This is a genomic window from Geobacter psychrophilus, assembly GCF_056821595.1.
The window spans coordinates 2,494,120-2,506,500 of the sequence record NZ_JBXDTU010000004.1 but is presented as its reverse complement, the minus strand read 5'-3'; the positions used below and the strand labels follow the sequence as shown (position 1 = coordinate 2,506,500).

Sequence of the window (12,381 nt, the reverse complement as noted above, 5' to 3'; positions counted from 1 at the left end):
TTTTTGCTATTGTGTCCCTTCAAAATTCTCAAATCTTAAAGGGGATGGAGTACGATGAAATTTACAAAAATGCAGGGCGCCGGCAATGATTACGTGTATGTCAACTGCTTCGCAGAAACGATTGCCGATCCACGACAGGTCGCAATACAGGTCTCTAACCGCAATTTCGGCATCGGCTCGGACGGGCTGATCCTGATCATGCCGTCTGAAATAGCAGATGTACGCATGCGGATGTTCAACTCGGACGGTTCCGAATCGGAGATGTGCGGCAACGGCATCCGCTGCGTAGCAAAATACGCCTACGACCACGGCATCGTCTCAAAAACCGAGATCACGGCCGAAACCGGGGCCGGCATCCTGACCCTGCAACTGGTTCCCGGCAGTGACGGGAAAATCGGAAAAGTCCGCGTCAACATGGGGATGCCGCGCCTGACCCGCGCCGAGATCCCCATGACCGGCGACGCAACCGCCAGGGTGATTGCCGAACCGCTGACGATCCTCGACCGCACCTTCAAGATTACCTGCGCCTCCATGGGCAATCCGCACTGCGTCATCTTCGTGGAGAATGTCGAAACCTTCCCGGTTCTGACCTACGGTCCTCTGATCGAGAATCACGAGCTGTTCCCCCGCCGCACCAATGTTGAATTCGTCCAGATCATCTCCCGGACGGAAGTACGCCAGCGCACCTGGGAACGGGGCGCCGGTGAAACACTGGCCTGCGGCACCGGCTCCAGTGCCGTGACCGCCGCCTGTGTTCTGAATGGCCTGACCGACAGAAAAATCCTCAACCACCTCTCCGGTGGTGATCTGGAGATGGAATGGGCCGAGGACGGCTCCATCTATATGACCGGACCGGCGGTAGAGGTCTTCAACGGGGAGATTGCGCTGTAAGGCTCCGACACATAGACCCACCCTCCTCTGGGCAAGGGCCAGGGTGGGGTAAAGGCTGAAATATAAAAGCAGTACTTCATCCAACCAAGGAACTGATGTGGCTGATATCCTGATCCATTGCGTGCTGATCATCTGCATGCCGCCGCTCCTGTTCGGGGTGATAAACCGTACCAAGGCCACCTTTGCGGGGCGGAGCGGCGCGCCGCTGCTCCAGCCCTATTACGATCTGTTCCGCCTGTTGCGCAAAGGCAGTATCTTCAGCCGCACCACCACCTGGGTCTTCCGAGCCGGGCCCGTTATTACCCTGGCTGCCACATTGACGGCAGCACTGCTGATTCCGCTGGGCAACCATATTACGCCACTTTCCTTTAACGGCGACATGATCCTGTTTGTTTACTTGCTGGCGCTGGGGCGGTTTTTTACGACAGCGGCGGCGCTCGACACCGGCTCCAGCTTCGAAGGGATGGGGGCGGCCCGCGAAGTCACGTTCGCCTGCCTGTCCGAACCGGTTATCTTCGTTGCCCTGCTGGTACTCTCACGCCTATCCGGTTCGCTTTCCCTGACCGGCATTCTGACCCACACCTCCACAACGCTCTGGATCACCTCCGGCGCCACCCTGGTCCTGCTGGTTGCCAGCCTGTTCTTTGTGCTTCTGGCAGAAAACTGCCGCATCCCCTTTGACGATCCCAATACCCATCTTGAGCTGACCATGATCCATGAGGTGATGGTGCTGGATCACAGCGGACCGGCCTTCGGCATGATTCTCTACGCTGCGAGCCTCAAACTCTTTATCTTCGGGACATTTTTCCTGCAGGTGCTCCTCCCTCTCAGGGTTGACAACTCACTGCTGGACTGGTTCATATTTTCCATTTCAATGGTTCTGCTGGCAGTCTGTATCGGTGTGGTGGAATCCGTCATGGCCCGTTACCGCCTGGTACGGATACCACAGATGCTCCTGGCTGCCTGTGTGCTTGCGGCTTTCGCCATGATGCTCGTCCTGAGGTGACTATGAACTCTGCCGCCGACCAACTGCTGGTGCTTGTGCTGCTGATCAATATCCTGGTCCTGGGGACTCACCGCACCAGAGTCGCCATCCGGGCGATCGCCACCCAGGGCATTGTCCTGGGACTACTGCCGCTCCTGACCCACCCGTTTCACCGTCACATCCTGATCATTGCGATATTCGTGCTGCTGGCCAAGGGGTGCTGCATACCGCTGCTGCTGCTGAATGCCCTCAAAAAGATCGAGTCCGGTGAGGACCTGCAGCCGTTTTTCGGGTACAGCGGCAATATCCTCATGGGAGCGGTCGCCACGGTGCTGGCATTTGTATTTGCCGCAAAACTGCCTCTGGCCCCGTTTCATCAGGGGCTCCTGATCGTACCGGCTGCCCTGGCAACCATCCTGACCGGCTTCATAACGATTGTCGGCCGCCGCAAGGCCATTAACCAGGTGGTCGGTTACCTGATGCTGGAGAACGGGATCTTTATCTTCGGCATGCTGTTAACCGAGGCCATGCCGCTGATGGTAGAGGCCGGGGCACTGTTGGATCTGATTGCAGGAATTTTCGTCATGGGAATCATTATCAACCAGATCAGCCGCGAATTTTCATCCATCGATACCAGCCGCATGACCGCCCTGCGGGAGGTGGATTGAGATGTTGATTCCACTCCTGACGATCATTCCACTGGCGGGCGCCCTGACGGCATGGATGATCCCGTCCAACAGCCGGCGACCGGTCGTGCTGCCGGTAGTTGCCTGTCTGCACCTGATGATTTCACTGTACCTGTGCTCCAGTTCAGGTCCGGAATTTTTTAATGACTGGATTCGTCTGGATGCGGTCGGCAAACTGTTTCTGCTGGAGATCTCGGTTTTATTCACCGCCTGCGCCTTCTATTCGGTCAACTATCTGCAGTACCGCCAGGAGCGCAACAACCGGGTGCTCTGCATGGGTATGCAGGTCTGTCTCTCGGCCATGACCCTGGCAACGGTCGCCCACCATATCGGCCTGCTCTGGCTGGCCATCGAAACGACCACCCTCTCCATGGCCCCCCTGGTCTACTTCAACAGCAATGCCCGCTCCATTGAAGCCACCTGGAAATACATGCTGATCTGTTCGATCGGTATTGCCCTGGCACTGCTGGGAATACTGTTTTTGGCGTATTCGACGATTGTTGCTGGCCTGGCGCCGTCCCTGTTACTGGAATCGTTGCAGAGCAGCGCCTCACGGCTGCCTCAGGTCTGGCTGAATGCATCATTCGTTTTGATGCTGGTCGGCTATGGGACCAAGATGGGGCTGGCGCCCATGCACACCTGGAAACCTGATGCCTACGGCGAGGCACCCGGCCTGGTAGGTGCAATGCTGGCAGGCGGCCTGGCCAACTGCGGCTTTCTGGGTCTGATCCGCATTTATCAAATCTGCATGGCATCCGGAGCCCCGCATTTTTATCGTACCTGCCTGATCGGTATGGGGCTGTTTTCCCTGACTGTTTCAGCCATATTCCTGGTGCGCCAGACCGACTTCAAACGCATGCTGGCCTATTCCAGTGTCGAGCATATGGGGTTGTTCACCGTGGCGCTCGGCCTGGGGGGTAAAGCCCTGTACGGAGCCATGCTGCACCTGATCGGCAACGGCCTGGCAAAAGGGGTGCTGTTCCTGTGTGCCGGGAACATCCACCGCGCCTTTGCCTCTAAAAACCGCGAAGTTGCCCGTGGCGCGCTCAAACGCGCACCATGGAGCGGGGCCCTGTTTCTGGCAGGATTTCTGGCCATGACCGGTTCGCCGCCATTTCTGCCGTTTTCAAGCGAATTCGCCATCTTTTCCAGCGCCTTCTCCCAGGACCGGGTTGCTACAGGAGTGTTTATGGCCATCCTGTTGATGGTGGCCTTCCTTGGCATGTCACTGACCGTCGTGCCGGTCGTATTCGGCGATCCGCCCAAAAACCGTGAACGTACGAAATATCGAGAAACCGCTCTGCTGGTGGGGCCTCCCCTGGCGCTGCTGATCATTCTGGCAATTGTTGGCCTCTGGCTGCCTCCTCCGCTCTACCGCCTGGTGACCGAGGCGGCAGCGCTTCTGGAGGTGCCGCAATGAATTCCGAGGTGCTGCTGAAAACGTTCACCAACGGCGAAAGCATCGCGACCCGGGACGTACCGGAGGTTGCCCTTGACCTGTTTCTACAGGGGATTGTCGACCTTACGGGACTGGGATGGCGCATTGCCTCGTACTTCGGCGTGCCGGAACGGGAGGGGGTGGCTCTCTGGTGCATCCTGGCAGGCGGCAACGCGCGTCTGGGTGTGTATCGCTCATGGGTAGAGGATAGCCTGCCCGGCATTACATCAGTCTGCCCCCAGGCACATCTGTTCGAACGGGAGATTGCCGAGCAGTGCGGCATCATTGTTGATGACCACCCCTGGTTCAAGCCGGTCCGCTATCAGCGCTCCGGCCGCAGTGGACACGATGCCTGGGGAAGGACAAAAGAGGATACCATCCTGCCGGGTGTGGGGGAATTTTACCGGGTGCAGGGGGCTGAAGTCCATGAAGTAGCGGTCGGACCGGTGCATGCGGGCATCATCGAACCGGGGCATTTCCGTTTCCAGTGTCACGGTGAAACGGTCTTTCACCTGGAGATCGCCCTGGGATACCAGCATCGCGGGATAGAACAGGCACTGGTCGGCGGCCCGCATGCAATCACTATGGCACAGATGGAAACCGTGGCCGGCGATACGACCATCGGCCATGCCAGCGCCTACGCCATGGTCCGGGAGGGACTGGCGGATGTGGAGGTGCCGTCCCGGGCGCAGTCAATACGAGCCATTGCCCTGGAACTGGAGCGTTTGGCCAACCACTGTGGCGACCTGGGCGCACTGGCCGGAGACGTGGGATTTCTCCCGACCATGTCATTCTGCGGCAGGATCAGGGGTGATTTCCTCAACATGAGCGCCCTGCTGTGCGGCAGCCGCTTCGGGCGCGGACTGGTTCGGCCGGGAGGGGTGTATTTCGATTGCCGACCCGAACAGGCGACTGAATTACACAAACGCCTGGCGGAAGCCCGTCGTGACTACAGCGGGGCGGTGGACCTGCTGTGGAATTCTCCGAATGTCATGGCACGTTTTGAAAAGACCGGGCGGGTCAGTAATGAAGATGCCCTGGAACTGGGCCTGGTCGGCCCGGCTGCCAGGGCCTGCGGCATCGTGCGGGATGTACGCCATGACCATCCCTTTGGAGCTTACCGGACCACTCAACCAACCATCTGCGTAGAAACGGAAGGCGATGTGCTGGCTCGGGCCAGAGTCCGCTGGATGGAGTCGCTGGCTGCGCTTGACTGCATTACCAACATGCTCGAATCACTGTCAGCTGGAGACATCCTGATCCCCTGCGCAATGCCGCGCAGTGAGCGTCTGTCAGCAGCCCTTGTGGAGGGGTGGCGCGGTGAAATCTGTCATGTTGCCCTCACCGGCCCTGCCGGAGCCTTTCTGCATTACAAGATCACAGACCCGTCATTCCATAACTGGAACGGCCTGGCTATGGCGCTGCGCAATGGGCAGATTTCGGATTTTCCACTCTGCAACAAGAGCTTCAATCTGTCCTACTGCGGCTTTGATCTTTAGTGCGTTAGAAATGATTTTCTGGCGGTTTTCAGAAAATAATTTCGTTAACGCACGTATCCTGATTATCAGGGGTAATGGTGAAGGATTAGTTAGCGCTTGTACTTTTTGGTGAGTTCCAGGACACGCTTGACGCGTGATACAACGCGCATCGGCTGGACAGGTTTGGGGATGAAATCGATGAACCCGAATTCCAGGGCCCGCTGCTCTTCTTCAGTTGAGGCCTTGGAAGTCAGCATGATCACCGGAATCTCCGACGTCATGGGATTGATTTTGAGAGCTCGCATCAGACCGAATCCATCCATACGCGGCATGACCGAGTCGGTTACGATCAGGCGCGGCCGTTCTGAAATCGCCAACTTGAGCCCCTCCAGGCCGTCCACGGCCAGAATAACCGTAAAGCCCTCCTTCGTCAGGGCAGCCTGGATAACGGCCGCCACCGCAGAGGAATCTTCCACGACCAGTATTGCATCAGTTGCTTCGGAGCTGATGGCGCCCTTCAGATAAAACTTGGATACGGCGGCGAGAATCTCCTTGCGGGTGGAGATGACCGGTATGATATGGAAGCCGGTGATACGGGTCAGCATCTCGATCGTTTCCATATCAAAGGGGTCGGTGATGGCTACAGCCAGCATGAGATCTTTCTGCATGAGCGGAAAGACCAGTTTTTTCATGACAAAATCGGAGGGGAGCAGATCCAGCAGTTCCTGAGGGAAAGGGCGATTAACAAAACTTTTAATCGTCTTGAAGTTGAACTGGGCCCCGAGCGCCTCGGCCAACTCTTCCTCCGTAATAACTCCCATCTCCTCCAGCACCGCGCCCAAGCGCATCTTGCCTTCCTGCTGACGTACGAGAGCCCGCTCCAGCGTTTTCTTGCTGATGATATCGGCCTCAACCAGAATGTCACCCAGATGCTTCATAGCTATCCGCCCTGATTCATCATTCAGTGCAACGCCTGATACATGTAGCACAGATCACGTTATAGTTACAGCCAATCGTGATGAGAGCTGACTATGAACACAGGCGATCATCAATCACGCGGCACCAGATACCCGATTCGTATTGCTCCCCAATGCCGGCCATTGATCTCCAGCGGCAGCGACATATCGTTGAGAACCTCGCCCGTATCCCGGCGGTAGGTCTGCAGCAGGAAACCGTCGGTATTGCGGGCACAGCGAAGACCGGTACGGTCATTGAAAATTCGCTTGGTGCGATTGTTATTCTTGTCCTGCTCGGGATTGCCGGTGAGCGGCTTGGTGTAGCGCAGGTTATGGCAGGGCACATAGCCATTGTTGTCGACACAGATGGCGAAGAGCACCTTGCTGTCGCGGGCAATAATCTTCTCCTGAATGGGGGAAATGATCCGGTCAAAGAAGCTGTCGAATTTAGTCGTGAATTTTTGCGGGTCGGTTTTGGGCACAGGGACATAATTTCTGTCAAACAGCGCCTCGATTGTCAGAGAGCGCTCCTTCAAGGCCGCATCGATCGCTGTTGTCGTTTCTTCCGCTATCTCGCGAATGTAGCCCTTGACCGTGTCATGGTAGTTTCCTACCGAAAACTTGCCCACGGTGCTGTAGATCTGTTCAACAACATCCGAGAATTTTCCAAACGCCTCGGCGGTGACCTTCATGGTCGAGAAGGTAACCGTTGCCGCTTCGGAAACATGGTGGATCTTTTCCGTGATTTCCTGCGTTGTGGCACTCTGCTCCTCGGATGCGGTCGCTATCTGCACAATCATCGAACGTGACTCAGCGGCATGGGCCTGAATATTCTCGAGCTGCTGGCGGGCCTGTTCGGCCTTGACCAGACCGGTTTGCACGAGAACGTTTTCCCGGGTAATCATGTCGGCAGCCTTGCAGCTTTCCTGTTGAATGGATGCCACGACCCGCTTGATCTCTCGCGTGGAGTGAGTGGTTTTTTCAGCCAGCCCCTTTACTTCGCTGGCAACCACGGCAAAACCTTTACCGGCGTCCCCCGCACGAGCTGCTTCAATAGAGGCGTTCAAGGCCAGCAGGTTGGTTTGATCGGCGATGTCCTCGATCAGCACAACCATTTCGCCGATCTTGGAAGATGCGTCTTCCAGCAGACGGATGGTGTCCAGGGTGCCATTGACGCTCTCACTGATCTGCTGCATACAGTCGCGGGTTTCCAGTACAACAGACATACCGCTGCGGGCAGCATCGTCAACTTCCGAGGAAAGCGTCGCGGCCCGGTGGGTATTACCGGCCACCTCATTGAGGGTCATGGCCATCTCTTCCGATGCCACGGCAACCGCCATGGACTGATCCTTCTGGTCCTGAGTCATCTTCAATGTCTGGTCAGTACCGGCAGCCAGTTCACAAACACTTGAGCCGATCTGGCAGGTCTGCTGGTAGAGCAGGGAAATGGTCGTGCGGATTTTTGCGGTCAGCAGATTGACTTCGGTGCCCAAACGGCCGATCTCGTCGTCGGAGCGAATGTGCAGCACCTTGGTAAGGTCCCCTTCACTGCCGGCCAGATCACCCAGCTGCTTATACAATTCAGCGATTTGGAACACGATTGTTTTTGAAAAGAACAGGTACAGCATACTCAGCATGGCAACGAAAAAGAAAGCCCCGACTGCCGACATGATCAGTGTCAGCTTGAGCGCACTCTTGAAGCCCTCCTCCATGGATGTTGTCAGGATCACCCCGCCTACGTACTTGCCGCCATCCTTGTGGCACCCCCGGCAGCGCTCTTCGTTGACCAGTGGCACGGCCAGACTGAGTACGCGGTGCCCATCCTTTTTCTCGGCAACCTCCACCGTTTTGCCGTTCGCCAGTGCGCTACTCATCTCCTCATTCACGGAGCCGCTGCCGATTTCTTTGCCCTCAGCAGTAAACAGCCTGATACCTTCGATACCGCCCTTGGTCTTGATTTCCTCCACCGTTTTAGCGAACTCCTTCATATCCCCTCTCATCATCTGGCTGAGGATATCGTGGGTCACGGTTGTAACCAACTGGCGGGCATTGATCTTCTGCAGATCAATCGTTGAACTGTATTCGAGATAGATGGAAAGCCCGCCCAGTCCGGAAAAACCGACAAAAAGAGTTGCTCCAATTATGAAAAGCACCTTGCGGGTGAGCTTGGATTTAAACATGTATGAGTCCTTTCCCTACAACGCGGAAATTCAATGAGTTAGAATGCCGCAAGGCAGTCCGGCATTTTAATGAACCATATCCTAAACAAGGCGCTGCTGCAAATACATTATAAACACTGTTTTGCATTTGTACATCGCACAAAAAAAGTCCGGAAGGCAAACCTTCCGGACTATTAAGCTCAATTTTACGCAAGCAAACTTAGTTTGGGTATACAGAAACTTTTTTGCGGTCCCTGCCCATACGCTCGAACTTGACAATGCCTTCGATCAAAGCGAACAGGGTATAATCCTTGCCGCAACCGACATTGTTTCCGGGATGAATCTGTGTGCCCCGTTGACGATAGATAATGTTTCCGGCTTTTACGATTTCACCGCCGAATTTTTTACATCCAAGTCGCTGTCCATCCGAGTCCCTGCCGTTACGTGAACTTCCGCCTGCTTTCTTATGTGCCATTTCCGTATCTCCTCGGGAAAATTACGTGTTGATTATGCGCTGATCTTTTCTATCTTGAGAACCGTTCTATGCTGACGATGACCACGCAGCTTACGGGTACCTTTGCGACGCTTGGACTTGAACACCAGAATCTTCTTATCCTTGCCCTGAGCAGCAATCTTGGCCGTCACGGTTGCACCGGCAACAACAGGTGCACCGATAGCAAGCTTCTCGCCACCGATCATCAGTACTTCGGCAAATTCAATCTTGTCGCCGATTTCACCCTCAAGCTTTTCTACCTTGAGAAACTCGCCCTCAGCCACTTTGTATTGTTTTCCACCGGTTTTAATCACTGCGTACATAGCCATCTCCATCCAGAATCATTTTTAAAAGAGTTATGGACTATAGTGAAGTGTGCTTTGCATGTCAAGGAGAAATTTTACATGAGCAATTTAATCAGATTATCTGCCCGGGACAGCTACATAAAATTCGACTGCTTTTTTATGTTTACGACAATGTGCCATATATGGCACAATTGAAAAGATACGCAGACTACAACAGGTCTCACCCCACAAACACCGGAATTCCACACACATCACAAAACGATTATTGCAACACGAGAGCAGCAGAAAACATAAAAATTGTCATATGGAGCCAGCATGGAACCAATAGTCACATACAAAGAGCGTTGCCGCCGTTGTTATTCCTGCGTGCGAACCTGCCCGGTCAAGGCCATCAAGGTAGATCAGGGCTTTGCACAAATCATATATGACCGCTGTATCGGTTGTGGCAACTGCCTGAGTTGTCCTCAGAAAGCCAAGGTGATTGTTGACCGCATGGTCAGAACACAGGAACTGCTGACCTCGGGCGCTCCGGTTGTGGCTGTTCTCGGCTGCTCGTTTCCCGCTTTCTTCCACGCCATCACACCCGGCCAGTTGGTAGCGGGACTGAAAAGCCTGGGCTTTCTTGAGGTCCATGAAGGTGCCTACGGGGCACGCATGATCGCCAGCAGCTATCGAGAAACCCTGCATGATGCATCCTTGCCGGTAATATCATCCCACTGCCCGGCAGTGGTTGACCTGATAGAGCGTCACTACCCCACGCTGCTACCCAACCTGATGGGTATCGTTTCACCAATGATCGCCATGGGTCGCTTTATCAAGGGGGTGCTGGGGGCCGACACCAAAGTGGTCTACCTCAGCAGCTGCATCGCTGCAAAGTTCGAGGTACAGTCCGCAGAATCGGCCGGCGCAATTGACGTCGTACTGACCTATCAGGAAATCGACAAACTTTTCAAAAGTCGCGGGATCAATCCGGCCTCACTCGGCGTGGTTCCATTCGACGGCATCGATCCTGGTGCCGGCCGACTCTTTGCCCTGACCGGGGGGCCACTCAAGGTATTCGGCATCGAACAGGATTTCCTTGACACCGAAACAGTCACCGGCGAGGGCGAATCCCACACCATCGGCATCATCCGCGACCTGGCTGCGGGACGCATTGAGCCCGCCTTCGTTGATCTGCGTTTTTGTGAAGGCGGCTGCGTAGACGGCCCGGCCCGTGACAGGGAACTCAACCACTTCTTCAAGCGCAAACTGATCGTCAATTATTCAAAAAGCGCATTGCCGTACGTGACTGCACCACACTACCGCTCAACGACCGTACTGCCCAGCCTGCAGCGCGTCTACTCCGACAAATCCCTTCGGCTGCCCAGTCCCGGCAAAGACGATATCAAGCACATCCTGCATTCCACAAACAAGTTTGCACAGGGGGACGAGCTCAACTGCAGGGCCTGCGGCTACAGCACCTGCCGCGAACATGCGGTTGCGGTCCACCAGGGGCTGGCTGATATCGCGATGTGCCTGCCCCACAACATCCAGCAGATTGAAGAGGATCGCGGCCGCTTGATGCAGAAGTACGAACTGGTACGACTTGAGCTTGACCGACAGGCAGGCGATGACCTGATCGTTGGCGATGACCACGGAATTCAGGAGGTATTAAAACTGATCAGCCAGGTCGGACCAACCCCGACAACCGTACTGATTCGCGGAGAAACCGGCACCGGCAAGGAACTGACTGCACGCGCCATCCACCGTCTGAGCAAACGCAACGATAAGCCCCTGGCAACAGTAAACTGCACCACCATTACCGATTCACTTCTGGAGAGCGAGCTGTTCGGCCACAAAAAGGGTTCGTTTACCGGTGCTATTGCAGACAAAAAAGGCCTTTTCGAGGCAGCCGACGGCGGCACAATTTTTCTGGACGAGATCGGGGACATCACCCCCAAACTTCAGGCGGAACTCCTGCGCCTGCTGGATCTTGGCGAAGTGCGACCAGTCGGCAGCACCTCACCCAAAAAGGTGAATGTGCGGCTGATTGCCGCCACCAACAAGGACCTGGAATTGGGTGTGCGGGAAGGCTGGTTTCGCGAGGACCTTTACTACCGGCTCAACGTGTTCACAATCCTGCTGCCGCCACTGCGAAACAGGATTGATTCAGTACCGGCCCTGGCCCATCATTTTCTGGATAAAGCCCGCAAAAAACTGAACAAGAATATAGCAGGCATTGAGGAACGAGCTGTCAAGGCGATGCAGCACTATCCCTGGCCGGGGAACATCCGCGAGATGCAGAATATCATCGAGCGCTCCTCGGTCTTGGCCCAGGATGGTGTTATCAGACTGGAAAACCTGCCCACCGTTTTCGCCGACACCTATGAGTGCTGCGCCGACGATACAGTAAACCGCAGACGGGCCTCTTTCAAGGCAGAACGGGAACTGCAGGTCAGCAGAACAGAAAAGAACCTTATCCGGCGATACCTTGAGGAAACAGGGGGAAACGTTGCCAAGGCTGCCCGGCAGGCCAATATCCCTCGCCGCACATTTTACCGCCTGCTTGAGAAACACGGCATCGAAGTCACACGCGACACCTTGTAGTTTTAAAGCAGTGTATACTTTTGGCCACATGTGTGCCATTTAGTGCACACTTATTCTGTTTACACAACAAGATTCGTCCAGTCCTATTTTACAACAGCTTGATTTTAAACGCGAAAAAAATATTTGTTTTTGTTGGCACAGAAATGGCATTTACTACAGGAAACAGTGCATACAAAGAGCACAAAACCATACACAACGAGATAAGGAGGAAACACAAATGGGCAGAATGAGAGAGAATCCACGCTACAATGTTATTTCAATGCGGATCAGTGACGAGGAACGTGAGCATCTGGAAAATCTCATGGACCAGACCCACCTGAGTATTTCTGATATCATGCGTGAGGCCATGGAATATTTTGCAGCCAACTACGGACAGATCGAGCTGCAGCGCAAAGCGGCCTGAA

11 protein-coding genes are annotated in these 12,381 nt (G+C 55.1%); 7 read left to right on the top strand and 4 right to left on the bottom strand.

Annotation, left to right across the window (positions count from 1 at the left end):
- Positions 1-54 precede the first annotated feature (54 nt).
- From dapF to ACOCF6_RS14145, 5 genes are all read left to right on the top strand, one after another.
- Positions 55-891, top strand: coding sequence for a diaminopimelate epimerase (gene dapF / locus ACOCF6_RS14165; protein ID WP_482460980.1), 837 nt, complete (start codon positions 55-57; stop codon positions 889-891).
- A 97-nt stretch (positions 892-988) separates the two neighbouring features.
- Positions 989-1,897, top strand: coding sequence for a respiratory chain complex I subunit 1 family protein (locus tag ACOCF6_RS14160; RefSeq protein WP_482460979.1), 909 nt, complete (start codon positions 989-991; stop codon positions 1,895-1,897).
- Between the two features lie 2 nt (positions 1,898-1,899).
- The gene (locus ACOCF6_RS14155; protein WP_482460978.1) at positions 1,900-2,544 is read left to right on the top strand and encodes a hydrogenase; all 645 of its coding nucleotides are present in this window, start codon (positions 1,900-1,902) and stop codon (positions 2,542-2,544) included.
- Between the two features lie 4 nt (positions 2,545-2,548).
- Entirely contained in the window at positions 2,549-3,982 is a 1,434-nt protein-coding gene (locus tag ACOCF6_RS14150) for a proton-conducting transporter transmembrane domain-containing protein (protein ID WP_482463362.1), read from the top strand.
- Complete coding sequence (locus ACOCF6_RS14145; protein WP_482460977.1) at positions 3,979-5,499, top strand: hydrogenase large subunit; 1,521 nt, start codon at positions 3,979-3,981, stop codon at positions 5,497-5,499. Before ACOCF6_RS14150 ends, ACOCF6_RS14145 begins: the two co-directional genes overlap by 4 nt.
- Positions 5,500-5,588: 89 nt before the next feature.
- Here ACOCF6_RS14145 and ACOCF6_RS14140 read toward each other — a convergent pair whose 3' ends face one another.
- The 4 genes from ACOCF6_RS14140 to rplU all read right to left on the bottom strand — a co-directional run bounded on the left by ACOCF6_RS14140 (position 5,589) and on the right by rplU (position 9,409).
- Positions 5,589-6,416 carry a response regulator gene (locus ACOCF6_RS14140; RefSeq protein WP_482460976.1) on the bottom strand — a complete coding sequence of 276 codons (828 nt, stop codon included), beginning with the start codon at positions 6,414-6,416 and terminating at the stop codon, positions 5,589-5,591.
- Positions 6,417-6,526: 110 nt separating this feature from the next.
- Complete coding sequence (locus ACOCF6_RS14135; protein ID WP_482460975.1) at positions 6,527-8,614, bottom strand: methyl-accepting chemotaxis protein; 2,088 nt, start codon at positions 8,612-8,614, stop codon at positions 6,527-6,529.
- A gap of 199 nt (positions 8,615-8,813) precedes the next feature.
- On the bottom strand, positions 8,814-9,068 hold the full coding sequence (gene rpmA / locus ACOCF6_RS14130) for a 50S ribosomal protein L27 (RefSeq protein WP_482460974.1): 255 nt from the start codon (positions 9,066-9,068) through the stop codon (positions 8,814-8,816).
- 32 nt (positions 9,069-9,100) lie between these two features.
- Complete coding sequence (gene rplU, locus ACOCF6_RS14125) at positions 9,101-9,409, bottom strand: 50S ribosomal protein L21 (RefSeq protein WP_482460973.1); 309 nt, start codon at positions 9,407-9,409, stop codon at positions 9,101-9,103.
- A gap of 297 nt (positions 9,410-9,706) precedes the next feature.
- Here rplU and ACOCF6_RS14120 point away from each other — a divergent pair, with 297 nt between their 5' ends.
- Positions 9,707-11,977: a sigma 54-interacting transcriptional regulator gene (locus tag ACOCF6_RS14120; RefSeq protein WP_482460972.1), complete on the top strand. Its 2,271-nt coding sequence runs from the start codon at positions 9,707-9,709 to the stop codon at positions 11,975-11,977.
- Positions 11,978-12,194: 217 nt separating this feature from the next.
- Positions 12,195-12,380 carry a ribbon-helix-helix domain-containing protein gene (locus tag ACOCF6_RS14115; RefSeq protein ID WP_482460971.1) on the top strand — a complete coding sequence of 62 codons (186 nt, stop codon included), beginning with the start codon at positions 12,195-12,197 and terminating at the stop codon, positions 12,378-12,380.
- The last annotated feature ends 1 nt before the right edge of the window (position 12,381 follow it).

Bases quoted from the DNA above. Each gene is read 5' to 3' on its own strand.
- rplU (WP_482460973.1), bottom strand. From the start codon at position 9,409: ATGTACGCAGTGATTAAAACCGGTGGAAAACAATACAAAGTGGCTGAG.
- dapF (WP_482460980.1), top strand. From the start codon at position 55: ATGAAATTTACAAAAATGCAGGGCGCCGGCAATGATTACGTGTATGTC.
- ACOCF6_RS14155 (WP_482460978.1), top strand. From the start codon at position 1,900: ATGAACTCTGCCGCCGACCAACTGCTGGTGCTTGTGCTGCTGATCAAT.
- rpmA (WP_482460974.1), bottom strand. From the start codon at position 9,068: ATGGCACATAAGAAAGCAGGCGGAAGTTCACGTAACGGCAGGGACTCG.
- ACOCF6_RS14120 (WP_482460972.1), top strand. From the start codon at position 9,707: ATGGAACCAATAGTCACATACAAAGAGCGTTGCCGCCGTTGTTATTCC.
- ACOCF6_RS14140 (WP_482460976.1), bottom strand. From the start codon at position 6,416: ATGAAGCATCTGGGTGACATTCTGGTTGAGGCCGATATCATCAGCAAG.
- ACOCF6_RS14135 (WP_482460975.1), bottom strand. From the start codon at position 8,614: ATGTTTAAATCCAAGCTCACCCGCAAGGTGCTTTTCATAATTGGAGCA.
- ACOCF6_RS14145 (WP_482460977.1), top strand. From the start codon at position 3,979: ATGAATTCCGAGGTGCTGCTGAAAACGTTCACCAACGGCGAAAGCATC.
- ACOCF6_RS14115 (WP_482460971.1), top strand. From the start codon at position 12,195: ATGGGCAGAATGAGAGAGAATCCACGCTACAATGTTATTTCAATGCGG.